This window comes from Pandoraea nosoerga (assembly GCF_902459585.1).
GTDB classification, from domain to species: Bacteria; Pseudomonadota; Gammaproteobacteria; order Burkholderiales; family Burkholderiaceae; genus Pandoraea; species Pandoraea nosoerga.
Map to the genome: position 1 here is coordinate 51,450 of NZ_CABPSC010000001.1, position 26,182 is coordinate 77,631.

The 26,182-nt window shown below is 66.6% G+C and carries 22 protein-coding genes; 7 read left to right on the top strand and 15 right to left on the bottom strand.

Features of this window, described 5'->3' with window-relative positions:
* Window positions 1-37: 37 nt before the first annotated feature.
* From ubiB to PNO31109_RS00285, 8 genes are all read right to left on the bottom strand, one after another.
* Window positions 38-1,597 (bottom strand): ubiquinone biosynthesis regulatory protein kinase UbiB, encoded by a 1,560-nt coding sequence (gene ubiB / locus PNO31109_RS00250; RefSeq protein WP_150553642.1) that lies wholly within the window; start codon window positions 1,595-1,597, stop codon window positions 38-40.
* A gap of 3 nt (window positions 1,598-1,600) precedes the next feature.
* The gene (locus PNO31109_RS00255) at window positions 1,601-2,242 is read right to left on the bottom strand and encodes a ubiquinone biosynthesis accessory factor UbiJ (RefSeq protein WP_174966223.1); all 642 of its coding nucleotides are present in this window, start codon (window positions 2,240-2,242) and stop codon (window positions 1,601-1,603) included.
* A 145-nt stretch (window positions 2,243-2,387) separates the two neighbouring features.
* Window positions 2,388-3,368: a Tim44 domain-containing protein gene (locus PNO31109_RS00260; protein WP_150553643.1), complete on the bottom strand. Its 981-nt coding sequence runs from the start codon at window positions 3,366-3,368 to the stop codon at window positions 2,388-2,390.
* Between the two features lie 219 nt (window positions 3,369-3,587).
* The gene (ubiE, locus tag PNO31109_RS00265; RefSeq protein ID WP_150553644.1) at window positions 3,588-4,322 is read right to left on the bottom strand and encodes a bifunctional demethylmenaquinone methyltransferase/2-methoxy-6-polyprenyl-1,4-benzoquinol methylase UbiE; all 735 of its coding nucleotides are present in this window, start codon (window positions 4,320-4,322) and stop codon (window positions 3,588-3,590) included.
* Between the two features lie 57 nt (window positions 4,323-4,379).
* Complete coding sequence (locus PNO31109_RS00270; RefSeq protein WP_150553645.1) at window positions 4,380-4,796, bottom strand: gamma-butyrobetaine hydroxylase family protein; 417 nt, start codon at window positions 4,794-4,796, stop codon at window positions 4,380-4,382.
* 198 nt (window positions 4,797-4,994) lie between these two features.
* Window positions 4,995-5,432, bottom strand: a complete 438-nt coding sequence (locus PNO31109_RS00275) for an HIT family protein (protein WP_150553646.1) — start codon at window positions 5,430-5,432, stop codon at window positions 4,995-4,997.
* 93 nt (window positions 5,433-5,525) lie between these two features.
* Entirely contained in the window at window positions 5,526-7,214 is a 1,689-nt protein-coding gene (locus PNO31109_RS00280; RefSeq protein ID WP_150553647.1) for a Na+/H+ antiporter, read from the bottom strand.
* 52 nt (window positions 7,215-7,266) lie between these two features.
* The gene (locus PNO31109_RS00285) at window positions 7,267-11,262 is read right to left on the bottom strand and encodes a DUF3683 domain-containing protein (RefSeq protein WP_150553648.1); all 3,996 of its coding nucleotides are present in this window, start codon (window positions 11,260-11,262) and stop codon (window positions 7,267-7,269) included.
* 599 nt (window positions 11,263-11,861) lie between these two features.
* Here PNO31109_RS00285 and PNO31109_RS00290 point away from each other — a divergent pair.
* Together PNO31109_RS00290 and PNO31109_RS00295 are read left to right on the top strand one after the other, a co-directional pair.
* Window positions 11,862-12,320 carry a (2Fe-2S)-binding protein gene (locus PNO31109_RS00290; RefSeq protein WP_150553649.1) on the top strand — a complete coding sequence of 153 codons (459 nt, stop codon included), beginning with the start codon at window positions 11,862-11,864 and terminating at the stop codon, window positions 12,318-12,320.
* A gap of 16 nt (window positions 12,321-12,336) precedes the next feature.
* Window positions 12,337-14,571 carry a xanthine dehydrogenase family protein molybdopterin-binding subunit gene (locus PNO31109_RS00295; protein WP_241013992.1) on the top strand — a complete coding sequence of 745 codons (2,235 nt, stop codon included), beginning with the start codon at window positions 12,337-12,339 and terminating at the stop codon, window positions 14,569-14,571.
* Window positions 14,572-14,664: 93 nt separating this feature from the next.
* Here the strand turns inward: PNO31109_RS00295 and PNO31109_RS00300 are convergent, their stop codons facing one another.
* Window positions 14,665-15,339: a YqaA family protein gene (locus PNO31109_RS00300; RefSeq protein WP_150553650.1), complete on the bottom strand. Its 675-nt coding sequence runs from the start codon at window positions 15,337-15,339 to the stop codon at window positions 14,665-14,667.
* Window positions 15,340-15,506: 167 nt separating this feature from the next.
* Between PNO31109_RS00300 and PNO31109_RS00305 the strand changes: the two genes are divergently transcribed.
* From PNO31109_RS00305 to queF, 4 genes are all read left to right on the top strand, one after another.
* On the top strand, window positions 15,507-16,127 hold the full coding sequence (locus PNO31109_RS00305) for a nucleotidyltransferase family protein (RefSeq protein ID WP_150553651.1): 621 nt from the start codon (window positions 15,507-15,509) through the stop codon (window positions 16,125-16,127).
* A 118-nt stretch (window positions 16,128-16,245) separates the two neighbouring features.
* The gene (ilvA, locus tag PNO31109_RS00310) at window positions 16,246-17,775 is read left to right on the top strand and encodes a threonine ammonia-lyase, biosynthetic (RefSeq protein WP_150553652.1); all 1,530 of its coding nucleotides are present in this window, start codon (window positions 16,246-16,248) and stop codon (window positions 17,773-17,775) included.
* 54 nt (window positions 17,776-17,829) lie between these two features.
* Window positions 17,830-18,753, top strand: a complete 924-nt coding sequence (locus PNO31109_RS00315) for a 5'-nucleotidase (protein WP_150553653.1) — start codon at window positions 17,830-17,832, stop codon at window positions 18,751-18,753.
* Window positions 18,740-19,567: an NADPH-dependent 7-cyano-7-deazaguanine reductase QueF gene (gene queF / locus PNO31109_RS00320; RefSeq protein WP_150553654.1), complete on the top strand. Its 828-nt coding sequence runs from the start codon at window positions 18,740-18,742 to the stop codon at window positions 19,565-19,567. The genes PNO31109_RS00315 and queF overlap by 14 nt, the downstream gene beginning before the upstream one ends.
* Before the next feature lie 96 nt (window positions 19,568-19,663).
* Here the strand turns inward: queF and PNO31109_RS00325 are convergent, their stop codons facing one another.
* From PNO31109_RS00325 to PNO31109_RS00345, 5 genes are all read right to left on the bottom strand, one after another.
* Complete coding sequence (locus PNO31109_RS00325; protein WP_150553655.1) at window positions 19,664-20,182, bottom strand: hypothetical protein; 519 nt, start codon at window positions 20,180-20,182, stop codon at window positions 19,664-19,666.
* A complete protein-coding gene (locus tag PNO31109_RS00330; protein ID WP_051129392.1) occupies window positions 20,169-20,651 on the bottom strand; it encodes a hypothetical protein in 483 nt (160 codons plus the stop codon). The genes PNO31109_RS00325 and PNO31109_RS00330 overlap by 14 nt, the downstream gene beginning before the upstream one ends.
* A gap of 282 nt (window positions 20,652-20,933) precedes the next feature.
* Complete coding sequence (locus tag PNO31109_RS00335) at window positions 20,934-21,326, bottom strand: RidA family protein (RefSeq protein ID WP_206111379.1); 393 nt, start codon at window positions 21,324-21,326, stop codon at window positions 20,934-20,936.
* Between the two features lie 46 nt (window positions 21,327-21,372).
* Window positions 21,373-22,863, bottom strand: a complete 1,491-nt coding sequence (locus PNO31109_RS00340) for an N-acyl-D-amino-acid deacylase family protein (RefSeq protein WP_150553656.1) — start codon at window positions 22,861-22,863, stop codon at window positions 21,373-21,375.
* A 1-nt stretch (window position 22,864) separates the two neighbouring features.
* Window positions 22,865-23,746, bottom strand: coding sequence for a MurR/RpiR family transcriptional regulator (locus PNO31109_RS00345; RefSeq protein ID WP_150553657.1), 882 nt, complete (start codon window positions 23,744-23,746; stop codon window positions 22,865-22,867).
* 209 nt (window positions 23,747-23,955) lie between these two features.
* On the opposite strand from PNO31109_RS00345, the gene PNO31109_RS00350 reads away from it, so the two are divergent.
* Window positions 23,956-25,227, top strand: a complete 1,272-nt coding sequence (locus PNO31109_RS00350) for an amino acid deaminase (protein WP_150553658.1) — start codon at window positions 23,956-23,958, stop codon at window positions 25,225-25,227.
* A gap of 51 nt (window positions 25,228-25,278) precedes the next feature.
* Here PNO31109_RS00350 and PNO31109_RS00355 read toward each other — a convergent pair whose 3' ends face one another.
* Window positions 25,279-26,136 carry a LysR family transcriptional regulator gene (locus PNO31109_RS00355; protein WP_150553659.1) on the bottom strand — a complete coding sequence of 286 codons (858 nt, stop codon included), beginning with the start codon at window positions 26,134-26,136 and terminating at the stop codon, window positions 25,279-25,281.
* Between the last annotated feature and the right edge of the window lie 46 nt (window positions 26,137-26,182).

Below are 26,182 nucleotides of genomic sequence, written 5' to 3' on the forward strand. Positions count from 1 at the left end.
CCGGACGGGCCGCAGCGCCCGCACGCGAGCGGCGGGTTCAGCTGTACAACCAGACGAACGCCATCAGCACGCCGATGGCGATGCCGCCCACGAGACAGAAGGCGCCGGTGAGCAGGCGGTTGGTGCGGCGTTGCTCCTGGAGCAGCGCAAGCAGCAACGTGTCGTCCTGCGGGCGGGCATGCGAGGCCAGTGCCTGATGGATGAGCCGCGGCAGCTGCGGCATCGTCTTGCTCCATTGCGGCACTTCGGCCTTGAGGCGCTCCAGCCAGCCGCGCGGCCCGATCTGCTCGGCCATCCAGCGCTCGAGGAACGGCTTGGCCGTCTTCCACAGATCGAGATCCGGATCGAGCTGGCGTCCCAGCCCTTCGATGTTGAGCAGCGTCTTTTGCAGCAGCACGAGCTGCGGCTGAATTTCCACATTGAAGCGGCGCGACGTCTGGAACAGGCGCATGAGCACCAGTCCCAGCGAGATTTCCTTGAGCGGACGATCGAAGTACGGCTCGCACACCGCACGAATGGCCCCTTCGAGCTCCTCCACGCGCGTATCGGGCGGCACCCAGCCGGACTCCAGGTGCAGCGACGCCACCCGGTGATAGTCGCGACGGAAAAACGCGAGGAAATTCTGCGCGAGATAGTTCTTGTCGAACTCGGAGAGCGCCCCGACGATACCGCAGTCGAGCGCGATGTAGCGTCCGAACGTGTCGGCATCGAGGCTCACCAGAATGTTGCCCGGATGCATGTCGGCGTGGAAGAATCCGTCGCGCAGGAACTGCGTGAAGAAGATCTCCACGCCTTCGCGCGCGAGCTTCTTCAGGTCGACGCCCGCCTCGCGCAGCACGTCGATCTGACTGATCGGCACGCCGCGCATGCGCTCCATCACGAGCACGGAGCTGGAACTGAATTCCCAATAGATCTCCGGCACCATCAGCATGCCCGAATCGATGAAGTTGCGGCGCAGTTGTGCCGCGTTGGCGGCCTCGCGCATCAGGTCGAGTTCGTCGTGCAGGTACTTGTCGAACTCCGCGACGACTTCGCGCGGCTTCAGGCGCTTGCCGTCCGGCCACAGACGCTCCACCCAACCGGCGAGATCGCGCATGAGCGCCAGATCGCTGTCGATCACGCCGAGCATGTTCGGACGCAGCACCTTGACCGCGACTTCCTTGCCCGCGTGCTCGCCGTCGCGAATGCGTGCGAAGTGCACCTGCGCGATGGACGCGCTCGCGACCGGCGTGCGCTCGAACTCCACGAAGACTTCCTCGAGCGGACGCCCCAGCGACTTCTCGATGCTCGCGCGCGCCACCTCGGGGTCGAACGGCGGCACCTGATCCTGCAGGCGTGCCAGTTCGAGCGCGATGTCGGGCGGCATCAGGTCGCGGCGCGTCGAGAGCACCTGGCCGAACTTGACGAAGATCGGGCCCAGCGACTCGAGCGCGAGTCGCAGGCGCGCGCCGCGCGGCGCGCGCAGCCCGCTGCGGCCGAACGACAGCACGCGCAATAGCGCCCGCGTGAAGGGGTGGGGAATGCTCGAGAGCACTAGCTCGTCGAGCCCGTATCGATAGCAGACGAAGAAGATCTTGATCAGACGCAGGAGGCGCATCGGTCAGCGGCCTCCCTTGCCGCGCTCGAGACCCACGCCCGGCTGCGGCGCGGTGCGCACGCCACGCGTGCGCTCGAGCTTCTCGATGCGCTTCTCCAGTCGGGCGAGGTCGTCGCGCAGCGTGCCGATATCGGCGCGCATCGCGTCGAGCCGCGCACGCGCCACGAGCATCGGGTTCTCTTCCACGAGGTAGTCGGCCAGCGAACGGGCCATTGTCTCGCCCGTGCGGCGCGCGCCGGCCACCGCCGCCTTGCCCGTCTCGGTGACGCGATGCGCGGCGGCGTCGCCGATGATCCGGCTCAGGTCTTCGGCGACTTCCCAGCGCAGATGCTGCGCGAGATACGACACCGTGTTGGCGAACTCGGCGTCGCCCTCGATCTTGACGTGGCGCATGACGGCGGCCTGCCCGCCGCTCGCGAAGTCGGCCAGCGCTGCCGGCGGCACCGAGATGCTGACGTCGCAGGGGACGGCCCCGTCGGCGGCGGCAAGAAAACCGTCCTCGCCCACACGCAGGCGCAGATCGATCGCGGACATCGCCAGCCGGGCGGACGCGCCGATGTGTTGGCGCAAACGATCGCGAGCCCACGGTTCGCGGGCAAGCAGATGATTCACGGTGGCGGCAAAGGCTTTGGCGGCTACGGTCATGAGCTTGGCGGCCGGCCGGCGCGGGGCGCCGGTCGCACCGAAAGACGCCGCCCGGCATGCACAGGCGGACGGCAGAAACAAAAGAGCCCGCGCTTGCGGCGCGGGCTCTCATTGTAAGGCAGGTTACGGCAAAAACGTCGCCAGCTTAGCTGAGTTGCTGAATCCCGGCGAGCACCCAGCCACCGTTACCGGTCACCGGCTTGGTCAGGTTCCACACTTCGTTGAACGGCTCGGCCGGCGCACCCTCGGCTTCGCGGATCAGCCCCGAGAAGCGAACGCTCGCCATGTATTCGGTGGCCGACTGCTCGATGCCGAGCAGTTCGGCGTCGAGTTGCACGACGTCGGTACGGTTGGTCGCCTTGCCGCGCTCTTCGAGATCCATCTTGATTTCCGCGAACATCTGCGGCGTGGTGAACTCGTTGATGTCGGCCTGATCGCCCTTGTCCCAGGCGGCCTGCAGGCGGTTGAAGTACACCTTCGCGCTGCGCAGGAAGCCCTCGGTATCGAAGTCGGCCGGCACGCCGAACGGCCCCGTAGCGGCGGCACCGGCGGCGCCCGCCGCCGCGGCTTGCGGCAGCGACGACAGTTGCGCCGGTGCGGCGGTCTGCGACGGCTGGGCCGACGGCTGGCTCTCCCACGACTGGCGCAGCGAGCCGTTCGACGCGTCGTTGCCGGCGCCGGCGTAGGCCGGGGTCTGCGACTTGTTGCCGCGCAGGCGGCGGATGAGCCACATCACGGCAAAGGCGATCAGCGCAATCACGATGATGTTGGCCATCATGCTCGCGAACGCCCCGCCCAGACCGAAGTGCGACAGCAGTGCGGCGATCCCCAGACCGGCAGCCAGACCGGCGATCGGTCCGAGCCAGCGGTTGGCGGGCTTGGCAGCGGCGGCCGCACCTGCGGCGCCTGCGCCGGCAGCGGCCGGGGCGGCCTGTTGCGGCGCGGCGCCCGGCGTCTGGGCCGGTTGCTGCGGCGTGGCCTGGCGTTGCGTCACGGTGTTGGACTGCTTGCCGATGCTCCGGCCGCCGCCAACGCGTTTGGCGTCTGCGTCCGCGATCGTCATGCCGACCGCCACTACGCCGGCCACAACGCCCAACAACAGCTTGTTTTTCAGGAACTGGAACATCGTTCTGGTCTCTCCGTGGAGTTGTAGGTTGCTGTCTACTGACAGACGTCGACCCGATTGGTTCAGTGAAATTTCACGTATCGAAACCAAGCGACCGACGTGCGCGATTCTTCCACAGAAAAATTAGGCTGCACTTAGAGAAACGCCCCGGCACGGAGATCTTCCGCCAGCCGGGGCGCGGTCCATCGCGGCGGTGCCGCGCGGCGAATCGCTATGGGCTCAGAACTTGCGTCCGATGTGCAGGGCGACCACGCCCGCCGTCATGTTGTGATACTCCACGCGCTCCAGACCCACGTCTTCCATCATCGTCTTGAGCGTTTCCTGGTCCGGGTGCATGCGGATCGACTCGGCCAGGTAGCGGTAGCTGTCGGCGTCGCCGGCAATACGCGATCCCAGCCACGGCAGCACCTTGAACGAGTAGGCGTCGTAAGCCTTTTCCAACGGCTGCCAGACCTTCGAGAACTCCAGCACCATGACCTTGCCGCCCGGCTTGATCACGCGGCGCATTTCCGCGAGCGCCACGTCCTTGTGAGTCATGTTGCGCAGGCCGAACGCCACGGTCACCACGTCGAAATAGTCGGACGGGAACGGCAGCTTCTCGGCGTCGCACAGCAGCGCCGGCGTCACGATGCCGGCGTCGAGCAGGCGGTCGCGGCCCACGCGCAGCATCGACTCGTTGATGTCGGTGAGCCAGACTTCGCCGCTCGGGCCGGCCGCGCGCGCAAACGCCTTGGACAGATCTCCCGTGCCGCCCGCGATGTCAAGCACCTTGAAGCCCGGGCGCACGGCCGCGCGGCCGATCGTGAAGGCTTTCCACACACGGTGCAGGCCGCCCGACATCAGGTCGTTCATGATGTCGTACTTGCTCGCGACCGAATGGAACACCTCGGCGACCTTGCCGGCCTTTTCCTTCTCGTCGACGGTTTCGTAACCGAAGTGGGTCTGTTCACCCATTGCAATCTCCCAGATCATGTGTGCGGTGCGCCCCACCGGGAGCGCGCCGCCGGGGCCTCAATGGTGGTGGCAGCCGTGGCCGCTGGCCGGCGAGGGCATCGGCGTGTCGCGCTCGACGCCCGCCGCCGCGAGCTTGTCCAGGTATTCCTGCCACAGTGCGTCCTGACGCACGCACAGCTCGTAGAGGTAGTCCCACGAATAGATGCCGGTGTCGTGCCCGTCCGAGAAGACGGGGCGCACCGCGTAGTTGCCGACCGGCTCGAGACCCTTGAGGTCGACGTCGCGCTTGCCGGTCTGCAGCGTTTCCTGGCCCGGGCCGTGGCCGCGCACTTCCGCGGACGGCGAGAGCACGCGCAGGAATTCGAAGGGCAGCCGGTAGTGCTTGCCGTCTTCGTAACCGAGTTCCAGCACCTTCGACGCGCGATGCAGCGTCAGCGAAACGGGAATCGGCGTGTCTTTCTCCAGCCCAGCCATGGTCTTGCTCCAGAAAAATCGTTCGACGTGCGGCCGACGGCGGCAATACGCGAGGCCCGCGGCAACCCGGCGCGACGAAGCGCGCGGCACACCGGCCGGCAGTATAGCCGCTCGGACCTCCGCGGTCAGCCCGCGCGGCGGCCGATGCGTGCATTGGTCGCAGCCGGGTGCGGCGGCTTGCCCCTCTGGCCCGGCCGCTCACACCGGCCAGGCCGGCATACGGTCCAATTCTGCCACGATGGCCTCACGCAGCGCCGGCCGCCAGGCGCAGCGCTCGGCGAGCACGGACTCGGGCACCTCGCGCTGCCGCGCGCTCCACACCGAACCGGGGAAATGCGCGTCGTCCCGATAGCGCGGAATGACGTGCCAGTGCACATGCGGCACCATGTTGCCCAGGCTCGCGACGTTGATCTTGTGCGGCGACATCACCGTGCGCTGCGCGGTCTCGACGGCGAACACGGCGCGCATCACATGCTCGCGCGCCGCCTCGGGCAGGTCGCTCATCTCGGCCACATGTGTGTGCCAGATCACGCGCGCGAAGCCCGGATAACCGTCCTCGCTCGGCAGCACCACGCGCAGCACGGCGTCGCGCCACACGACTTCGCCGCCATCTGCGTTGCAAAACGGACATTCCATGATCGTTTCTCCCTGCCCTTCCCGGCGGTGATGCCACACGCCGGACACGCCGGATACGCCGGCCGCGCCGGCGCGCATCGGCGCCAATGTCAGTCAGTGTTTGTATCGCTTCGTTCGTTTGCCGGTGGCCGGATCGACCGGCCCCAACGCCAGTTCGGCGAAGTCGATTTCGCTGAGCAGCTCGCGCAGCGTCTCGTCGTTGATGCGATGCGTGATGCGCAAACGCGAGAGCTCCACGCGCTCGGCCTGCAGCGCCGCCGCGCGCAGGCGCCGCTCCACTTCCACCTCGCGCACCGCACGTTCGCGCGCTTCGTCCGACGCGCTCGAGGCGTTGAGCGAGCGGCGATAGCGCCCCATCACGCGCGCGGCGGCTTCGGCGCACACGGCGGTGTCGAGCTCGTCGCCGGACTTGGCGATCACCTTCTGCAGCGACTCCACGGCCCGGATCGCCGCCTCGGACGCCGCCAGCCGCGCCTCGCTCATTTCCCGGTTGCGCGGATCCTCGGCGGGCCAGCGCACGCCGCGCAGCAGCACCGGCAAGCCGAGGCTGCCGCCGATGAGCGAGAGCAGGATCACGCCGGCGGCGAGGAAAATCAGCAGATCGCGGCCCGGGAAAGGCGCGCCGTTGGGCAGCGCCAGCGGCACCGAGAGCGCACCGGCGAGCGTGACTGCCCCGCGCACGCTCGAGAGCGCGGTCACACCGGTAAAGCGCAGGCCCGGGCGCGTGGTGATTTCGCCGCGTCGCATGCCGAGGAAGTACATCACGCGCCACGCCACCCACACCCAGCAAAAGCGCAGCACGATGAGCACCGCCGAAATCGCCCCGACATAGCCCATCAGCTCGGCCAGGTTCACCAGCGTGCCCCACAGGTGTTCGCTCGGGCGCAGCGCCGCGCGCACGATGTCGGGCAGTTGCAGGCCAAGCAGCACGAACACCGCGCCGTTGAACACGAACTCGAGCATCGACCACACGCCGTTGCCGAGAATGCGCGTGGCGGTGCGGCTGTTGAGCAGATCGGTGGAGCTGACCGTCATCCCGGCGGCCACGGCAGCGAGAATGCCCGAAAAGCCGAAGTGTTCCGCGAGCAGATAGGCGGCAAACGGCATGAGCAACAGCAGCAGCACCACGGTGGCGGGCTCTTCGCTGGTCGCGTCCATCACGCGGCGATGGAACTGCGTGAAGAGCCACGTGACCGCCCAGCCGGCCAGGAGCCCGCCGATCGCGATGACGAAAAACGAGAACGTGGCGCTGCCGATGGAGAAGAGGCCCGTGGTCGCCGCCACCAGGGCGAATTTGAAGACGACGAGCCCCGACGCGTCGTTCATCATCGCTTCGCCCTCGAGCACGTGCATGAGCCGGGCGGGCATGCGCATGCGTCCGGTGAGCGCGGACACGGCCACCGCGTCGGTCGGCGAGAGCACGCCGCCGAGCGCGAACGCCACGGCCAGCGGGATCGAAGGAATCATCCAGTGGATGAAATAGCCCACGCCGACCACCGTGAAGATCACCAGGCCGAGCGCCATCGCGATGATCGGCACGCGCAGGTGCCAGAATTCGCGTTTGGGCATGCGCCAGCCGTCGGCGAAGAGCAGTGGCGGGATGAACAGCAGGAAGAAGATCTCGGGATCGAGGTCGATGTGCAGGCCCGCGCCCGGGTATGCGAGCGCCGCGCCGACGGCGATCTGCACGAGCGGCACGGGCAGGAATCGGACGAAGCTGGCCAGCACGCCGGTCAGCGCCACCACGAACAGCAGAATCAGCGCCGTGTAGACTACCTCCATGCCGCCTCCATGGTCCGTCGGTCAGGCATCGGCCGCGTTCCCGGAACAGGCATCAGACCAGCACGCGCTCGATACCGCCGTTGTTGGCGTCCTTCACGTAATCGACCAGCCACCCCTCGCCAAGCACATGCTTGGCGATTTCGACGACGATGTAGTCGGCCGTGACGTTGGCGTCCTCGTTGTAGCGCGACAGGCCTTGCAGGCACGACGGACAGCTCGTGAGGATCTTCACGTCCTCCACCTTGCCGTCGGCCCGCAGTCTGGCCGCGCCCTTGCGCATTTCCTCTTCCTTGCGGAAGCGGATCTGCGTCGAGATGTCGGGACGCGTGACCGCCAGCGTACCCGATTCGCCGCAGCACCGATCGTTCTTCTCGATCTTGTAGCCGTCGTTCTCGCTGCCCATGAGCTGGTTCACGAGCTTGACCGGGTCCATCGTCTTGATCGGCGTGTGGCACGGGTCGTGATACATGTAGCGCGTGCCGCTCACGCCATCGAGCTTCACGCCCTTCTCGAGCAGATATTCGTGGATGTCGACGATGCGGCAGCCCGGGAAGATCTTCTCGAATTCATAGCCGGCGAGCTGATCGTAGCAAGTGCCGCACGACACGACCACCGTCTTGATGTCGAGATAGTTGAGCGTGTTGGCCACGCGGTGGAACAGCACGCGATTGTCCGTGACGATCTTCTCGGCCTTCTCGCCCTGTCCCGAGCCGCGCTGCGGATAGCCGCAGCACAGATAACCCGGCGGCAGCACCGTCTGCACGCCCACATGCCAGAGCATGGCCTGCGTGGCGAGCCCGACCTGCGAGAACAGGCGCTCCGAGCCGCAGCCCGGGAAGTAGAACACCGCTTCCGAGTCGACCGTGGTCGCCTTCGGATTGCGGATGATCGGCACGATCTTGTTGTCCTCGATGTCGAGCAGCGCGCGCGCCGTCTTCTTCGGCAGGTTGCCCGGCATCTTCTTGTTGACGAAGTGAATCACTTCCTCGCGCAGCGGCGGCTTGCCGACCGTGGCGGGCGGACGGGCCGTCTGCTTCTTCGCAAGCTTCTTGAAGATGTCCGCGCCGAAGCGCTGCGCCTTGTAGCCCCAGTCGATCATCACCTTGCGGGTCACGTTGATCGTCTCAGGGTTGGTCGCATTGAGGAAGAACATGCCCGCGGCCGCGCCCGGGTTGAACTTCTTCTTGCCCATCTTGCGCAGCAGGTTGCGCATGTTCATCGTCACGTCGCCGAAGTCGATCTTCACGGGACACGGCGTCACGCACTTGTGGCACACCGTGCAGTGATCGGCCACGTCGTTGAACTCGTCCCAGTGCTTGATCGACACGCCGCGACGCGTCTGCTCTTCGTACAGGAATGCCTCGATGAGCAGCGACGTCGCGAGAATCTTGTTGCGCGGGCTGTAGAGCAGGTTCGCGCGCGGCACGTGCGTGGCGCACACCGGCTTGCACTTGCCGCAGCGCAGGCAGTCCTTCACGCTGTCGGCAATCGCGCCGATGTCCGACTGCTGCATGATCAGCGACTCGTAGCCCATCAGCCCGAAGCTCGGCGTGTAGGCATTGCGCAGATCGGCAGGCAGGTCCGGCATGTTGAGCAGCTTGCCCTTGTTGAAGCGTCCCTGCGGATCCACACGTTGCTTGTACGCGCGGAATTCGCCGATCTCGGCCTCCGTCAGGAATTCCAGCTTGGTAATGCCGATGCCGTGCTCGCCCGAGATCACGCCGTCGAGCGAGCGGGCAATGTCCATGATGCGCGCCACAGCCTTGTGCGCGTCCTGGAGCATCTCGTAGTTGTCCGAGTTGACCGGGATGTTGGTGTGCACGTTGCCGTCGCCCGCGTGCATGTGCAGCGCGACGAACACGCGCCCGTGCAGCACGCGCTTGTGGATCGCCTGCGCTTCGTCGAGGATCGGCTTGAATTCGGCGCCGGCGAAGATCTGACGCAGCTCGGCACGGATCTCCAGCTTCCACGACACGCGCACCGTGCGGTCTTGCAACAGGTCGATGAGGCGCGTCTCGGGCTGCTTGTTCAGGCGTTCGTTGAGCGCGACGTCCAAATCGCGAATGCCGTAGCGGTTGAGCAGGGCAATGGCGTTCGCGAGCGGCAGCTCGAAGTGATCGCGCAGGAATTCCCAGCGCGCGCGCACGTCGCGCAGCAGCGTGAGCGCCGTCTGCACGCGGTCCTCGAGCAGCTCGGCCGAGGGAATCTCGTTTGCGTCGTCCGTCTTGCCGAGCGGCAGGTTGCCGGCTTCGAAGAACGCTTCGAGGGCGTCGACCAGTTGCAGCTTGTTCTTGAGCGAGAGCTCGATGTTGATGCGTTCGATGTGATCCGTGTACTCGCCCATGCGCGGCAGCGGGATCACCACGTCCTCGTTGATCTTGAAGGCGTTGGTGTGGCGCGCGATGGCCGCGGTGCGCGAGCGGTCGAGCCAGAACTTCTTGCGCGCTTCGGCCGAGACCGCGACGAAGCCTTCGCCGCTCTTGCCGTTGGCCAGACGGATCACCTCCGAGGTGGCCTGCGCCACGGCGGCGTCGTCGTCGCCAACGATGTCGCCGATCAGCACCATCTTCGGGAACGCGTTGCGCTTCGACTTCGTGGCGTAGCCGACGGCGCGCAGATAGCGCTCGTCCAGATGCTCGAGGCCGGCGAGAATCGCGCCGCCCGCCGCCGTCTGCGCGAACATGTAGTCCTTGATTTCGACGATGCTCGGAATCGCTTCCTTCGCCTGACCGAAGAACTCCAGGCACACCGTGCGCGTGTGCGCCGGCATCTTGTGCAAAATCCAGCGTGCGCTCGTGATCAGACCGTCGCAGCCCTCCTTCTGCACGCCCGGCAGACCGGCAAGAAACTTGTCCGTGACGTCCTTGCCAAGGCCTTCCTTGCGAAAACGCCGGCCTTCGATCTCGAGCCGTTCCGTCTTGAGCAGCACGGCGCCGGGCGCCTGATTGCCGTCGTACCACTTCAGTTCGAAGCGGGCGACCGGAATGTCGTGAATCTTGCCCAGGTTGTGATCGAGACGCGTGACTTCCAGCCAGTTGCCCTGCGGGTCGACCATGCGCCACCAGGCCAGGTTGTCGAGCGCGGTGCCCCACAGCACGGCCTTCTTGCCGCCGGCGTTCATGGCGACGTTGCCGCCGATGCACGAGGCGTCGATCGAGGTCGGGTCCACGGCGAATACAAGCCCCGCGCGCTCCGCGGCTTCGGCCACGCGGCGCGTGACGACGCCCGCGCCCGAGAAGATCGTCGGCACCGGCTTGTCCACGCCGGGCAGGTGCGAGTATTCGACCTCGCCGAGCTGTTCGAGCTTTTCCGTGTTGATGACGGCCGAGAACGGCGTGAGCGGAATCGCGCCGCCCGTATAGCCCGTGCCGCCACCGCGCGGGATCACCGTGAGCCCCAGCTCGAAGCAGCCCTTCACCAGCGCCGCCATTTCCTCTTCCGTGTCCGGCGTGAGCACCACGAACGGGTACTCCACACGCCAGTCGGTCGCGTCCGTCACGTGCGAGACGCGCGACAGGCCGTCGAACTTGATGTTGTCGTGGGCAGTCGTGCGGCCCAGCACCTTCTTCGCGCGACGGCGCAGTTCCGCCATCTTCTCGAACTCGCCGGCGAACTCGGCCACGGCGCGGCGCGCGGCGTTCTCGAGCTGCTCGACGCGCGCGGCGCGCTCGCGGCCGTGGGCGTCGGCGTGTTCGGCCACATCGGCGCGTCGGCGCTTGTCGATCTCGTTCAGGCGGTGCTCGAGTGCGTCGATCAGCAGCTTGCGCCGCTTCGGATTGTCGAGCAGATCGTCCTGCAGATAGGGATTGCGGCGAACGACCCAGATGTCGCCGAGCACTTCGTAAAGCATGCGGGCCGAGCGGCCGGTGCGGCGCTCGGCGCGCAGTTCGTCGAGGATGGCCCAGGCGTCGGCGCCGAGCAGGCGCATGACGATCTCGCGGTCCGAAAACGACGTGTAGTTATAGGGAATTTCGCGCAGGCGCGGCGGTTGCGCGGCTACGGCGTGCTTTGCGTCGTGCGGCTCGAAGGCAGGCAAGGGTGCGTTCATCTTGTCGGGCTCGTCAGTGCGGCGGTGCATCCGCCGTCGGCGTTCGTCTCGCGGGACGCGCCGAAAGTCAAAATCGGAAAATGCGCTGGGATGCCGGCGGGGGACGCGATAGGTGCGCGCGAGCCGGCAAACGGACGATCTGCGATCAGCGAGATCGGCGACTGCCGTGCGAAGACGTCGATGACGAATCGTGTCCGGTCATCGAGAAGAAGCACTGAGGGGTGAGGCAGTTGTTGCGCATGCCCAGATCTTTCTTCCGGCTTGGGAAAGTGTTGGTAGGGGAATGTAGGCCGAATTGTACTTCATTGCACCGCAACACGTCGGCGCCGCTCCGGATTCGCCCTTCCCGCGCAGGGATCCACCACGAATTCCCGGCGAGCGCCCTCTTCTGACCGCCCCGGCCCGGCTCATCGCCGCGTTGACGACAAATTAACGACCCGGGGCCACCATGGCTTCGACGCTTGCAGGTTCCGACGCTGGTACAGCGCTATATCCCAATAAACACAACGGTTCGCGGCGAATTCGTGCGCTGAAAGTTCCAACGAATGGGAGTATGTTTGGCCGATCCCCGATCCATCCACCCGTCAAGAGGTGTCTTTATGGTCTCGTTTGAACTGAACGGCCGTCCCGTGCAGGTCGATGTCGATCCTGCCACCCCACTTCTCTGGACCTTGCGCGACGCGCTCAACATGACCGGCACCAAGTTCGGCTGCGGCATGGCGCTGTGCGGCGCGTGCACCGTGCATATCGATGGCGCGGCCACGCGAAGCTGCGTCACCCCGGTTTCCGCCGTGGCGGGCAAGAAGGTCACGACCATCGAGGGCGCGGGCACCGACCCGGTCGGGCGCGCGGTGCAGGAAGCCTGGGTCAGGCACGACGTGCCGCAGTGCGGCTACTGCCAGAGCGGCCAGATCATGTCGGCCACCGCGTTGCTGCGCGAGAACAAGAAGCCGAACGACGAGCAGATCGACGCCGCGATGGCCGGCAACATCTGCCGTTGCGGCACCTATGCCCGCATCCGTGCGGCGATCAAGGACGCCGCGGCGTCGCTGGCCTGAACCGAGGAGGATCGACATGCGCGAACTTCGTTTCTCCCGCTTTGCCCCGTTCCAGGGTGTTGCCGTGGGCGACTACGCCGGCGTGTCGCGCCGGGCGTTTCTCAAGACTTCGGCGCTGGCCGCGGGCGGCCTGATGCTCGAGATGTCCGTGCCGGGCGCCATGCGCACCGCGAGCGCCCAGGGCAGCGCGCCTGCACCGGTCGTACCGTCGGCGTTCGTGCGCATCGCGCCGGACGACACCGTCACCATCCAGGTCAACCGCCTCGATTTCGGCCAGGGCGTGCAGACCGCGCTGCCCATGCTCGTCGCCGAAGAACTCGACTGCGACTGGAGCAAGGTGCGCAGCGAGCTGGCGCCAGCGGCGGACGTCTACAAGGATCCGCTGTTCGGCATCCAGATGACCGGCGGCTCCGGCTCCGTCGCGCATTCGTGGCTGCAATACCGGCGCATTGGCGCCTCGGCGCGGGCCATGCTGATGGCGGCGGCGGCCCAGCAGTGGAACGTGCCGCCGGCGCAACTGCGCACCGAAAACGGCGTAGTGCTGGGGCCGAACGGACAGCGCGCCACGTATGGCAGTCTGGCGGCAAAGGCCCAGACATTGCCGGTGCCGGCCGAGGTGGCGCTCAAGGACCCGTCCCGGTTCCGCCTGCTCGGCAAGCCCACCGGACGGCTCGACGCACGCGCGAAGTCCACCGGCGCGCCCATGTACGGCATGGACTTCAAGCTGCCGAACCTCAAGGTGGCCGTCGTGGCGCGCCCGCCCGTCTTCGGGGCGAAGGTCAAGGGCTTCGACGCGAAGGCCGCGCGCGCCGTCAAGGGCGTGCGCGACGTGCTCGAGATCCCCGACGACCGGGGCGGCACGGCGGTGGCCGTCATCGCCGACGGCTACTGGCAGGCCAAGACCGGGCGCGATGCGCTCAAGCCCACGTGGGACACGGCGGGCGTCGAGCATGTCGACACCACGGCACAGTTGACCAAATACAAGGAAATGGCCAGGACGCCGGGCATCGTGGCGCTCGACGCCGACGTGTCGGCGCTCAAAGGCGCGCCGAAGACCCTGGTGGCCGAATACAGCTTTCCGTATCTCGCGCATGCCCCGATGGAGCCGCTCAACTGCACGGTGCAGCTCACCGAGCACGGGGCCGAAGTGTGGACGGGCACCCAGTTCCAGACCGTCGACCAGGCGGCCATTGCCCGCACGCTCGGCCTCGAGCCCGGGCAGGTCAAGTTGCACACGCTCATGGCCGGCGGCGGCTTTGGCCGGCGCGCGGTGCCCACGTCCGACTATGGCGTCGAAGCCGCGCAGGTCGCGAAGGCATGGAAGCGCGCGGGCCATCGCGAGCCGATCAAGGTGATCTGGAGCCGCGAGGACGACATCCGCGGCGGCTACTATCGCCCGATGTACGTGCATCGCGCCGAGATCGGCCTCGATGCCAAGGGCAACGTGCTGGCGTGGAATCACACCATCGTGGGGCAGTCCATTTTGCAGGGCACGCCGTTCGAGAAGATGCTGGTGAAGAACGGCATCGACGGCACCAGCGTCGAGGGTGTGTCCGGAACCCCATACGCGGTGCCATTGCGCCTGACCCTGCACAGCCCGCAGGCCAACGTACCGGTGCTGTGGTGGCGCTCCGTGGGCAACACGCACACGGCTTTCGTCATGGAAACGTTGATCGACGAACTGGCGAAGAACGCCGGTCAGGACCCGGTGGCGTACCGCTATGCGCTGATGGGCGACAAGCACCCGCGTCACAAGGCGGCCTTGGCGCTGGCGGTCGAGCGTTCCGGCTACGGCAAGACCCAGCTGCCCAAGGGACAGGCGTGGGGTGTGGCCGTGCACGAGTCGTTCGACTCCGTGGTGGCCTACGTGGTCGTTGCCGAGATTCGCAACGGATCGCCGCGTCTGGTGAGTGCGACGGCGGGCGTGCATTGCAACTTTGCGGTGAATCCGCTGACGGTCGCGGCGCAGGTCGAGGGTGCGGCGCTGATGGGTCTGGGCACGACGCTGCCCGGTGCGGCGATCACGCTAAAGGACGGCGAGGTCGAGCAGAGCAACTTCCATCAGTACACGGTGGCGCGCCTGACTGACATGCCGGCGATCAGCGTGCACATCGTAAGCTCGGGCGACGCGCCGACAGGCATGGGCGAGCCGGGATTGCCGGCGCTGGCGCCGGCGTATGCAAACGCGCTGTTCACATTGACGGGCAAGCGCCAGCGCGCCCTGCCGTTCGACATGACGACGACAGCATGACGGCGGCATGAGGGCGAGGCCCGACGCATCGCGGCCGAAGTAAGAGCACCGCACGCTTTCTCATGGGCGTGCGGTTTTTTTTCATGGCCGCCCTCACCCGACGAGCAGATGCCTGAAGGGTGCGAAGATACCTTGCCAGAAGGACTCTGGCACACGCAGCATCAGGTAGGTGATGAGCAGATAGCGCAAGGTCTTGCCGATGGCGATGTAGACGAGGCAGGCGCGCCATGACAGACGCAGCCAGCCGGCGAGCGTGCAGAGCGGATCGCCGACGACGGGCAGCCACGAGAGCAGCAGCAGCCGGGGGCCGAAGCGTCGCATCCAGCGGTGATAGCGTTCGCTCATGGGGGCCTTGCCGGGGGTGTCGTCCCCATCATGCCCATCACGCCCATCACGCCCATCGCGCGCAGGCGTGCAAGCGAGCGAGCACTGTGCGCTGTCGTTGCCCGCGCCGATACTGGCCGCGCTCGCGCCGGCCAGCGCCGCCGCCCGGGCATGCGCGCGCCGGCGCGCTTTCAGGCGAACGAACGCCCGCCGCGCGGCCAATCCCATCCACCAGTCCAGCATGCCGCCGGCCGTGTTACCGACGCTCGCGAGCGCGACGGCCGGCCAGAACATATGGGGATTGAGCGCCACGTAGCCGAACAGCGCGGGCTCCGAGCCCATGGGCAGTAGCGTGGCCGACAGGAACGAGACGATGAAAATGGCCGGCAGGCCGACGCCGGGCAATGCCAGCGCGCCCAACAGCCAGGCGATGAACGACTCCATACCACTCCGGGAAAAGATCCATCCGCGACGGGCGCGGCCAATACGGCGACGCCGCGCGTGCTCTGCCTCCGAGCTCGTCCGACCGACCGGACGGTCGGCGGTTCCGGCGCCGTGGCGGGCACGCGGGTTTGGCACAAACGAAAAGACTGGCGCATAATGCACACCCTATGACCCGTCCCTCGACGCCGCCCGTGGCCATTCTACTGGCAGGCGGACTCGGTACCCGCTTCGATGCGGCTGGGCGCCGGAACAAGCTGCTTGCGCCGCTGCCCGGAGATCCCCTGAACCGACCCGTTGCCCTCGCCAGCGCGCATGCGCTGCTGGCGGCATTGCCGCGCGTGATCGCGGTGGTGCGGCCGGACTCGGCGGAGCTGGAGAACGTGCTGTTGCAGGCGGGTTGCGAAGTCGTGATGAGCCACGCCACCAGGCGCGGCATGGGCGCGACGCTCGCGGCGGGCATCCGCGCCGGCGCCGACGAAGCGCCGCCCCCGGGGCTCGAACATCTCGACGGCTGGCTCGTTGCGCTGGCCGACATGCCGTACATCCACACCAGCACCATTCGCGCGCTCGCCGGCGGGCTCACCTCGTCCGAGGCCATCGTCGCGCCGAGCTATCGCGGACAACGCGGCCATCCCGTCGTGTTCGGTTCCGCCTATACCTCGCGTCTGGCCGCCCTCGACGGCGACACCGGCGCGCGCGACCTGTTGATTGGCGAGCACATTACGATCGTCGATGTCGACGACGACGGTATCGTGCGCGACATCGACACCCCAGACGACCTCCGCTAGGGCGCGCACCCCCTTTCACGTTTTCCCGAGAAACCAAGCGCGACCGCCCCGGCGGAAGCGCTGGTCTATCATTGTCCTTTTGTTCCTCGATGTGCCTAACCTGAAGAAACCTTAAATCATGTCCGACGCAGCTCCCGATTACCTGAAGAAGATCCTGACCGCCAAAGTCTACGACGTCGCCAAGGAAAGCGAACTCGAACTGGCACGCACGCTCTCCATGCGGCTGCACAATCGAATTTACCTGAAGCGCGAAGACAATCAGACGGTGTTCTCCTTCAAGATTCGGGGCGCGTACAACAAGATGGCCAACCTGAGCGACGCCGAACGCGAGCGCGGCGTGCTCACCGCCTCGGCGGGCAACCATGCGCAGGGCGTCGCCTATTCGGCCGCGCGCCTGGGCTGCAAGGCCGTCATCGTCATGCCCGTGACCACGCCGCAGGTCAAGATCGACGCCGTGAAGACCCACGGCGGACGCGCCGTCGAAGTCGTGCTCGCGGGCGATTCGTACAGCGACGCCTACGCCCACGCCATGACGCTTCAGGAAGAGCGCGGCCTCACCTTCGTGCCGCCGTTCGACGATCCCGAGGTCATCGCCGGCCAGGGCACCATCGGCATGGAAATCCTGCGTCAGCATCAGGGCCCGCTGCACGCCATCTTCGTGCCCATCGGCGGCGGCGGCCTGGCGGCCGGCGTGGCGGCCTATGTCAAGGCCGTCCGCCCGGAAATCAGGATCATCGGCGTGCAATCCGTCGATTCCGACGCGATGGCGCAATCCATCCACGCCGGCGAGCGCGTGCTGCTCAACGATGTTGGGTTGTTCGCCGACGGCACGGCGGTCAAATACGTCGGCGCAGAGACCTTCCGCCTGTGCGAGGCGTACCTCGACGAAGTCGTGCGCGTGGACACCGACCAGTTGTGCGCGGCCATCAAGGACGTCTTCCAGGACACGCGCAGCGTGCTCGAGCCGTCCGGCGCGCTGTCCGTGGCGGGCGCCAAGCTCTACGCCGAGCGTGAAAGGCTCAAGGGCGAAACGCTCGTCGCGATCACCTCGGGCGCCAACATGAACTTCGACCGGCTGCGTTTCGTGGCCGAGCGCGCCGAGGTCGGCGAGGCCCGCGAAGCCGTGTTCGCCGTGACCATCCCGGAGGCGCGCGGCAGCTTCAGGCGCTTCACCGAAGTGGTCGGCAGCCGCAACGTGACCGAGTTCAACTACCGCATCAGCGAAGCGTCGAGCGCCCATATCTTCGTGGGTATACAGATGCACAACCGCGACGAAGGCGCGCGCATCAAGGCCGGCTTCGAGCGCCACGGCTTTCCCACGCTCGATCTGTCCAACGACGAACTGTCCAAACAGCACATCCGCTACATGGTCGGCGGCCGTTCGCCGCTCGCGAGCAACGAAGTGCTGTTCCGGTTCGAGTTTCCGGAGCGTCCGGGCGCGCTGATGAAATTCCTCTCGGCCATGAGCCCGAACTGGAACATCAGCCTGTTTCACTACCGGAACCAGGGCGCCGACTACAGCAACATTCTGGTCGGCATGCAGGTACCCGACGACGAGAAGGCCGCCTTCCGCGACTTCCTCGCCACGCTCGGCTATCCTTACTGGGACGAGAGCGACAACCCCGTCTACAAGCTGTTCCTCGGGTAAGTTGCGCTCATCTGCGATTCACGCCACGTAACGACAGGACACCACCCCGCCGCCATGCCGATCACGCTCGAGAACAAGCTCGTCGTCGCGATATCCTCGCGCGCACTGTTCGACTTCGAAGAAGAGAACCGCGTGTACGAGGCCGGGGTGGCGAGCGGCGACGATCAGTCCTACATGCGCTACCAGCTCGATCGCCTCGACGTGCCGGCGCGCGTGGGCGTGGCCTTCCCGCTCGTGCAGAAACTGCTCGCGTTCAACCGCGACGATGCGCACCGCGTGGAGGTCGTCGTGCTCTCGCGCAACGACCCCGTGAGCGGCTTGCGGGTATTTCGCTCGGCACGCCAGGTCGATCTCAAGATCGAGCGCGGCGTGTTCACGCGCGGGCGCGACCCGTTCCGCTACCTCAACGCCCTGGGCGCTCACCTGTTCCTGTCGGCCAACGAAAGCGACGTGCGCAGCGCGCTGGCCGCGGGCTTCCCTGCCGCGCGCGTCTATCCGGACTCGGCGAAAAAGGCCGAGCTGCATCCCGACGAAATCCGCATCGCCTTCGACGGCGACGCGGTGCTCTTCTCCGACGAGGCCGAGCGGATTTTCCAGCGCAACGGCCTGGACGCGTTCCAGCAGCACGAGACCGAGCGCGTGGCAACACCGCTGCCGCCCGGCCCGTTCAAGCCGTTGCTGCTTGCGCTGCACCGGTTGCAGACCCTCGCAGGCCACGAAGTGCCGGTGAAGATTCGCACCGCGCTCGTCACGGCGCGCTCGGCGCCTGCGCATGAGCGCGCCATTCGCACGCTGATGGACTGGAAAATCGACATCGACGAGGCGATGTTCCTGGGCGGGTTGAACAAGGGCGCGTTCCTGCGCGAGTTCGAACCCGATTTCTTCTTCGACGATCAGACACACCACTGCGAATCGGCCGCCGGCTTCACACCGACAGGCCATGTCGTCAGTGGCATTGCCAATCATGACAACGCCTGACCAATCCCCGCTCGGCAAGGAAGTCTCCTACACCGAGCAATACGCCCCCCACCTGCTCTTCCCGATCGCGCGCGCGCCGGCGCGTGCGGCCATCGGCGTGCCCGACACGCTGCCTTTCTTCGGCGCCGACATCTGGAACGGCTACGAGCTGTCGTGGCTCAACGAAAAGGGTAAACCGCAGATCGCACTGCTCACCGCCATCGTGCCTGCGGACTCGCCGAACATCATCGAATCGAAGTCGTTCAAGCTGTATCTCGGTTCGTTCGCGCAGACCCGGCTCGCCAATGCGGAGGCCGCGCGCGCACTGATCCAGCAGGACCTCTCGGAAGCGGCAGGCGCACCCGTGCAGGTGCGTCTCGTGGAGCCGGGCGGTTTCGGCAAACTCGAGCTCGACGAACTCGATGGCCTGCTCGTCGACCGGCTGGATATCGAAACGGACATCTACGCGCCCGACGCCGCGTTGCTCAAGGCCGCGCACGATGAACCGCACGTCGACGAGACGCTCGTCTCCAACCTGCTCAAGTCGAACTGCCCCGTGACGGGTCAGCCCGACTGGGGCAGTCTGCAGATCCGCTACATCGGCCCGCCGATCGATCAGGAGGGGCTGCTCAAGTACGTGATTTCGTACCGTCGCCATACCGGCTTTCACGAGCAGTGCGTGGAAGGCATTTTCATGGACATCATGCGCCAGTGCAAACCGAGCCAGCTGGCCGTGTATGCGCGCTACACGCGCCGCGGGGGGCTCGACATCAACCCGTTTCGCACCAACTTCACGTTGCCCATGCCGGACAACGCGCGCACGGCGCGCCAGTAAAGCGCGCGGCACGCGGGCCATAAAAAAGGTGGCGAGGGGCTGCGCGCCCGTCGCCACCAACAGCTTCACTCACTTCCCTCCGAGGACCGGCGTATTTCAGCGCAGCGCGGCCTGCGCCATGATGCTGCGCGCTGCATTTCGTACCTTCTCGTATCTGGGCTCCCTGCCGCAGCGATCGAGCGTCTCCTTCATCGCCTGGCAAGCCGCGTCGCGATAATCGAGCGCCAGCAGGCACTCGCCCACGCGATACATCGGACCGGGCGCATCCTGGTCCAGCAAGGCCGCCGCCATGAGTAGCGGCAACGCGGCCTTTGGTTCGCCGTGGCGCTCCAGCGACAGCGCGAGCGCCACGGCGTAATCGGCATGCATGGGGCATGCCGAGAGCAATGGCGCGAAGCATTCGATGGCCTGCACGTAGTCGCCGCGCTCGAATGCCCCGTAGCCGCAGCGATAGGCCGCATCGCACTGCGCGGCGTCCCACTCGCCGGGCCGCGGCATGCCCATCGCCTCGCGGTGCTGCACCTCGTCGCGCACCAGTGCGAGCGCCGCTTCGATTTCCCCGGCGATGTGCGCCGACGTCGGTGCGCCGTCATTGCCCTTATCAAGCGGGATCATGGGCTCGGCCCCCAAGCGGTGCGTAATGCGCGCTCAGGCTCAGCAAGCGCATATGCTCCGCCGCCTCGCGGCGCTTGCGCAAACACGCGCCCACCTGATGCAAGCCGATCGAGATCGAAATCGCCGCCATGCCGACCAGCGTCCCGCCCACGGCGTAGGCGGCCCACGGCTCCCTGCCGGGGGCGCCGTCGGCGACGTCCGAGGCGGCATCGAGGCACAGGTACGCGCCACCGGCAAAGCTTGCAATGCCGAGCACCGTGCAGGCTACGCCGGCCAGGCCCGCGGCGCACCCCGCGCGGGCGAGGCGGCTGGCCGTGCGCGAGTGCAGCCGAACCTCGTCGGGCGCCACGGGGAAGTCGAGGGTCACGCGCGCGGCATCACGGGCATCGGGGACATCATGGGCATCGGGCGCGGCCTGAGCGGCCGGGACGAACGGGGCGGATGTGGTCGAAGCGGGGTCTAGTCTCACTGCCGTCTCCTCCTCATGGATAGGTGGGGAGAGATTGCGCGCCCGCGCCGGCATCGGCCATCGAAGGTGGCCCGCCGACTTTGCGAAACGGGAACCGCCGTATCCGTCAACGGAAATGCGCGAGCTGAAAACGAAAACGGCCGGCGAGTTCGCCGGCCGCTATTGTCGATATTGTCGCTATTGGTCGAGCCCGCGTCCGCCGCCGCGCCGGGCGCCGCGAGGGACATCACGCTCGCTGCGGCTGCGGCGCCTGCCGCGCCGCGTTTGCCGCGCGACTTGCCCTCAAGCCGCGGGCTTCTTGTATGCCACGCAGTCGATTTCGACCTTGCAGTCGATGACCATGCTCGAGACCACGCACGCGCGTGCCGGCGGATGGTCGCCGAAATACTCCTTGAACACCTTGTTGAACGATGCGAAATCACGCGGATCGTCGAGCCAGACGCCGATGCGCATCACGTGCTCGGGACCGTAGCCGGCTTCGGCAAGAATCGCCAGCATGTTCCGGATTGCCTGATGCGACTGGGCGACGATGCCCCCGTCGATCACTTCGCCGTCTTTCATGGGCGTCTGTCCCGACACGAACAGGAAGCCATCGGCCTCGGTTGCGCGCGCAAAGGGCATGCGCTGGCCGCCCGTACCCTGCCCGCCTTCTACGCCGTATCGTTTGATGCTCATCATCACTCCTTGATCAAAATCTCGATGAATCGACTTCCACTCTCGCTCAGAGAACCGGTTGCGGCGTGCCGCGCCGCACGAAGCGCCCCGCACGCGCGCCGCCGGTGGGCGCGCGATCCTGCCAGGACAGCACGCCGTTGACCCACACCGCCTTGATGCCGTAGGCCGGCTGCATCGGATCGGTGAACGTGGCCGCGTCGGCCACCGTCGCCGGGTCGAACAGCACCAGGTCGGCCCAGTAGCCCTCGCGCACGAAGCCACGGCCCGTCAATCCGAAGCGTTGCGCGCAAAGCCCCGTCATCTTGTGTACCGCTTCGGCGAGCGGAAACAACTGCTGGTCGCGGCTGTAGCGACCGAGCACGCGCGGGAACGCGCCCCACAGGCGCGGATGAGGCAACGGATCGTTCGGCAGGCCATCGGACCCGACCACCGTCGCCGGATGCCGCAGAATGCGACGCACGTCGTCTTCTTCCATGCAGTGATAGACGGCCCCTGCCGGCTGCAGGCGCCGTGCGGCTTCCATCAGGTCGACGCCCCACTCGGCCGCGATCGTCGCAAGCAGCTTGCCGCCCTGATCGGGATGCGGCTGAGACCACGTCACGAGGATGTCGAAGTCGTCGGTGACCTGCTTCAGATCGAGCGTGGAGGAGCTCGCGGTGTACGGATAGCAATCGCAGCCGACCGGCTGAAAGCGCCGAGCCTTGTCCAGCGCGTCGAGGATCTCCGTGCTGCGCCCCCAGTTCTCGACGCCCGCGCATTTCAAATGCGAAACGACCACCGGCACCCGTGCGTGGCGCCCGATGCGAAACGCTTCGTCGAGCGCCTCCAGAATCTCGGCAAATTCCGTGCGCAGATGGGTCGCATAGAGCCCGCCGGCCTCGGCGAGCGGCTCGGCCAGCGCGAGCACCTCCTCGGTCGGCGCGGCGTTGGCGTTGGCGTAGGCCAGTCCGGTCGACAGCCCCAGCGCGCCGTGTTCGAGCGCTTCGCGCAATTGCGCGCGCATGCCGTCGATCTCCGCCTCGGTGGCGGGCCGATCGAGCCGGTCCATATGGTTGTTGCGCAGTGCCGTGTGGCCGATGAGCGCCGCGACGTTGATGGCCGGCTGGGCCTTTTCCAGCGCCTCGACATACGCCGCGAACGTCGGGTAGCGGAACGCGTCGGCGTCGCCGAGCAGGTTCATGGGATCGGGCGGCTCGCCCTTGAGGGAAACCGGCGAAGCGCTGATGCCGCAATTGCCCACGACGACCGTCGTCACACCCTGCGAGAGCTTCGGCGTCATCTCGGGCGTGCGCACCACGTTCGTGTCATCGTGCGTGTGTACGTCGATGAAACCGGGGCTCAGCACGAAGCCTGCGCCGTCAATCCGCTGTGCCGCCTGCCAGCCGCCGAGTGCGCCGGCCGGCGCGATGGTGTCGATGCGGCCGTCGAGCAGCGCCACGTCAAAGCGCTCGTCGGGCACGGGCGCGCCGGAGCCGTCGGCGAGCCGCACACCGGCAATGAGGGTGTCGACCGTTCGTTTTGCGAGGCAGTCCGTCATGTCAGTCTCCCAGAGGCTGGCGATCGCCGCCGCCCCGATGCGTGTCGAGCACGTACTTGATCCGCCGCAACAGCGCCTGGCTCTGCGGCTTGGCGAGCAACGCCAGCTCCGTGGCCAGGACATCCATCGCCAGCAGCATCGCGTAACGCGACGACGACGGTTTGAAAATGAAATCCGTTTCGAGTGCACGGATCGGCAGCACGTCGTCGGCCAGCGCCGCGAGCGGCGAGCCCGTCGCCGTGACGGCCACCACCTGCGCGCCGTATTCCCTGGCGATCTCGCACGCCGACACCAACTCCGGCGTGTGGCCGCTCACCGAGAAGGCCAGCACGACGTCGTCCCGGCCCAGCGTGCCGGCAACCATGCGCATGAGCACCGCATCCTGATAGCTGGCAACAGGCCGCCCCAGGCGCACGAGCCGATAGCGTGCCTCGTCGGCCATCAGCGACGAGCCGCCGCCCATGCCGAACGCGTACACCATGCGCGCGGACTGCAAACGCGCTGCCGCGCGCCGCACCGCGTCCGGCTTGATCAGGCCGCGATGCACCTGGAGCGTGGTCTGGATGTCGTCCGCGATGCGGTCGATGGTCTCGCCTGCGCCGTCCTGTCCATTGGCCGCGTTTGCGCCAAAGAAGCGCTGGCCGACCACGGCGGCCTGCGCGAGGCGCAGCTTGAGGTCGCGCACATCGCGGCAGCCCATCGCCTTGGCAAAGCGGGTGACGCTCGCTTCGCTTACGCCGGCGCGCTCGGCCAGGACATTGATCGACGCGGCGGCAGCGCCTGCCACGTCTTCCAGCACGATCTGCGCAACTTTTCGCTCCGCCTGGCTCAGCGTATCGCTGCGCTCGGCCACGCGCGTCACGATGTCGAAGGTTTCCGCCATAGTTCCGGTCATCGCGGCGCCAGGTGCGAGCGGCGCGCAAACGCGTCACCGACAAGGCGCCTTTCTGAATGTGAAGGGTTTTCCGATTTTTTGTTACTTTATAACAAAATTGTCAAACGCGGGTCATTAAACGCTAATATAGGGGCCACTGGGAAATGCACCGTCCCATCGACGTGCCCTTTCAGCCCATGCTTCGCGGAGAATTCTCGATGAATGATACAAACTATCAACATGGCATGATCGATACCCTCAACAAGGGTCTCGGCGCGCTGCAGGCCCCGCTGGCGCCCTCGTCCACGAAGGGTCTGGGCTGGAATCTGCTCGCGGAGGATCTGAGCCTGCCCACGGCGGTGCTCTATGAGGAGAAGATCCGCCACAACCTCGCGTGGATGCAGCGCTTCGTGCACGAGTACGGGGTCAAGCTCGCGCCGCACGGCAAGACGACGATGGCGCCCAAGCTTTTCCGCCGCCAGCTCGAGGGCGGCGCCTGGGGCATCACGCTCGCGACCGCGCAGCAGACGGGCGCGGCGTATCACCACGGCGTGCGCCGTGTGCTCATGGCGAACCAACTGGTGGGCAAGCGCAACATGGCGCTCATCGCCGACTTGCTAAAGGATCCCGACTTCGAATTCTTCTGTCTGGTGGATTCCGCCGCCGCGGTCGAGCATCTCGGCCAGTTTTTCCGCGCGCGCGGCCAGTCGATCCAGGTGCTCGTCGAGCTGGGCGTGGCGGGCGGGCGCACCGGCGTGCGTGACGCAGCCCAGCAGCAGGCCGTGCTCGACGCCCTCGCGCAATATCACGACGCGGTGAAACTGGCCGGCGTGGAAGTCTACGAGGGCGTGCTGAGCACCGAGGCGGACATTCGCGCGTTCCTGCAGCGCGCCGTCGGCATCACGCGCGATCTGGTCGCGGCAAGGCGCATCGAGCGCACGCCCGCGGTGCTCTCGGGCGCGGGCTCGGCCTGGTACGACGTGGTCGCCGAAGAGTTTTCGCACAAGGACGTGGGCGCGCCGCTCGACGTGGTGCTGCGCCCGGGCTGTTACCTCACGCACGACGTGGGCATTTACAAGGCGGCGCAGGCGCAGATCGCCACGCGCAACCCCATCGCCAGGCAGATGCGCTCGCAATTGCAGCCGGCGCTGCAACTGTGGGCCTACGTGCAGTCGGTGCCCGAGCCCGAGCGCGCGATCATTGCGCTAGGCAAACGGGACGCGGCGTTCGATGCGGGCATGCCGGAACCGGCGCAGCACTTCCGGCCGGGGCAGAGCAAGGCGCCGAAGGCCACGCCGGGGCATTGGGAAGTCACCGGCATGATGGACCAGCACGCGTATCTGCGCATCGCGCCGGGAGACGACATCCGCGTGGGCGACATGATCGCGTTCGACATCTCGCATCCGTGCCTGACGTTCGACAAATGGCGCCACCTCCCGGTGGTCGACGGCGATTACAACGTCGTTGACATCGTGCAGACGTTCTTCTGATAGCGCGCGGCGCGCCGGCCCTTGCCGCGCCCCGTGGCAACGTAAGGGCGGTCAGTTTCGCACCACGCTTCGAAAGGCCGCGCAAAGCGCGCTCAGCGCATCGCGCGCTCGGCCGTCCCTGACCCTTGTGTGAAGCACAATGGGCAGCCGCGGCAGCTCCGGCAGTGCCAGTCTGGAGCCTACGTCGACCGCCCCAAACGGCACCATGCGCGCGGAAAGCGCCGCAACGCCGAGCCCGGCCATGACGGCGGCGGCGACCGCCATCACGCCGCCGCCAACGAACACTTCCGTCCACGGTATGCCGGCCTCGTCGAGAAGTTGCCCGGCCATGGCCCGCACGCCACAGGGTTCGGCCATCGTAGCCAGCGGCAGAGGCTCTCCCGCGCGATGCTGCCAGCCGGGCGTTGCAAACCAGCCGAACTTTTCTTCGGCGAGGATTTCGCCATCGCTTCGCCCCGCGTGGAAGCGAACGATCACCGTATCGAGTTCCCTGCGCTCGAAACTCTGAAGCAGTTCCCCTGACGACCCGATCCGGATTTCGATCAGTAGTTGAGGGTCCTGTGCGTTCATGCGTCCAATCAGCGCAGGCAGTTCCGGGCCTGCCACATGGTCGCTGATGCCGATGGTGAGGCGCTGCCGGGCTACCGCAACCACCGAGATCGCCCGGTCATGTGCCTCTATGAGCTTGCGCGCATGCTCGAGAAAGGTCGCGCCGTGGGCCGATAGCTCCACGTATCGGGGCGTTCGTTCGACAAGCCTGAAACCCAGCCTTTCTTCGAGCCGCTTCAGCTTCAGGCTGACCGCCGCCTGTGTGGTCCGCAACGCTTCGGCAGCGCGCGTGAAACTTCCCAGTTCCGCAATGCGGATGAAGGCTCTGACGGCTTCCAGATCGAGGGCGCGCTCAGCCATTTCAAATCGTTATCACTGAAATAAAGATACATACGTTATCAGAATA

What these genes read in the sequence shown, in the direction of transcription:
- PNO31109_RS00340 (WP_150553656.1), bottom strand. Translation starts at nt 22,863, where the DNA reads ATGACGGACTGCCTCGCAAAACGAACGGTCGACACCCTCATTGCCGGT.
- PNO31109_RS00280 (WP_150553647.1), bottom strand. Translation starts at nt 7,214, where the DNA reads ATGGAGGTAGTCTACACGGCGCTGATTCTGCTGTTCGTGGTGGCGCTG.
- PNO31109_RS00315 (WP_150553653.1), top strand. Translation starts at nt 17,830, where the DNA reads ATGCCGATCACGCTCGAGAACAAGCTCGTCGTCGCGATATCCTCGCGC.
- PNO31109_RS00255 (WP_174966223.1), bottom strand. Translation starts at nt 2,242, where the DNA reads ATGACCGTAGCCGCCAAAGCCTTTGCCGCCACCGTGAATCATCTGCTT.
- queF (WP_150553654.1), top strand. Translation starts at nt 18,740, where the DNA reads ATGACAACGCCTGACCAATCCCCGCTCGGCAAGGAAGTCTCCTACACC.
- PNO31109_RS00300 (WP_150553650.1), bottom strand. Translation starts at nt 15,339, where the DNA reads ATGGAGTCGTTCATCGCCTGGCTGTTGGGCGCGCTGGCATTGCCCGGC.
- ubiE (WP_150553644.1), bottom strand. Translation starts at nt 4,322, where the DNA reads ATGGGTGAACAGACCCACTTCGGTTACGAAACCGTCGACGAGAAGGAA.
- PNO31109_RS00305 (WP_150553651.1), top strand. Translation starts at nt 15,507, where the DNA reads ATGACCCGTCCCTCGACGCCGCCCGTGGCCATTCTACTGGCAGGCGGA.
- PNO31109_RS00350 (WP_150553658.1), top strand. Translation starts at nt 23,956, where the DNA reads ATGAATGATACAAACTATCAACATGGCATGATCGATACCCTCAACAAG.
- PNO31109_RS00285 (WP_150553648.1), bottom strand. Translation starts at nt 11,262, where the DNA reads ATGAACGCACCCTTGCCTGCCTTCGAGCCGCACGACGCAAAGCACGCC.
- PNO31109_RS00290 (WP_150553649.1), top strand. Translation starts at nt 11,862, where the DNA reads ATGGTCTCGTTTGAACTGAACGGCCGTCCCGTGCAGGTCGATGTCGAT.
- PNO31109_RS00260 (WP_150553643.1), bottom strand. Translation starts at nt 3,368, where the DNA reads ATGTTCCAGTTCCTGAAAAACAAGCTGTTGTTGGGCGTTGTGGCCGGC.
- PNO31109_RS00275 (WP_150553646.1), bottom strand. Translation starts at nt 5,432, where the DNA reads ATGGAATGTCCGTTTTGCAACGCAGATGGCGGCGAAGTCGTGTGGCGC.
- PNO31109_RS00355 (WP_150553659.1), bottom strand. Translation starts at nt 26,136, where the DNA reads ATGGCTGAGCGCGCCCTCGATCTGGAAGCCGTCAGAGCCTTCATCCGC.
- PNO31109_RS00335 (WP_206111379.1), bottom strand. Translation starts at nt 21,326, where the DNA reads ATGAGCATCAAACGATACGGCGTAGAAGGCGGGCAGGGTACGGGCGGC.
- PNO31109_RS00270 (WP_150553645.1), bottom strand. Translation starts at nt 4,796, where the DNA reads ATGGCTGGGCTGGAGAAAGACACGCCGATTCCCGTTTCGCTGACGCTG.
- PNO31109_RS00325 (WP_150553655.1), bottom strand. Translation starts at nt 20,182, where the DNA reads ATGATCCCGCTTGATAAGGGCAATGACGGCGCACCGACGTCGGCGCAC.
- ubiB (WP_150553642.1), bottom strand. Translation starts at nt 1,597, where the DNA reads ATGCGCCTCCTGCGTCTGATCAAGATCTTCTTCGTCTGCTATCGATAC.
- PNO31109_RS00345 (WP_150553657.1), bottom strand. Translation starts at nt 23,746, where the DNA reads ATGGCGGAAACCTTCGACATCGTGACGCGCGTGGCCGAGCGCAGCGAT.
- ilvA (WP_150553652.1), top strand. Translation starts at nt 16,246, where the DNA reads ATGTCCGACGCAGCTCCCGATTACCTGAAGAAGATCCTGACCGCCAAA.
- PNO31109_RS00295 (WP_241013992.1), top strand. Translation starts at nt 12,337, where the DNA reads ATGCGCGAACTTCGTTTCTCCCGCTTTGCCCCGTTCCAGGGTGTTGCC.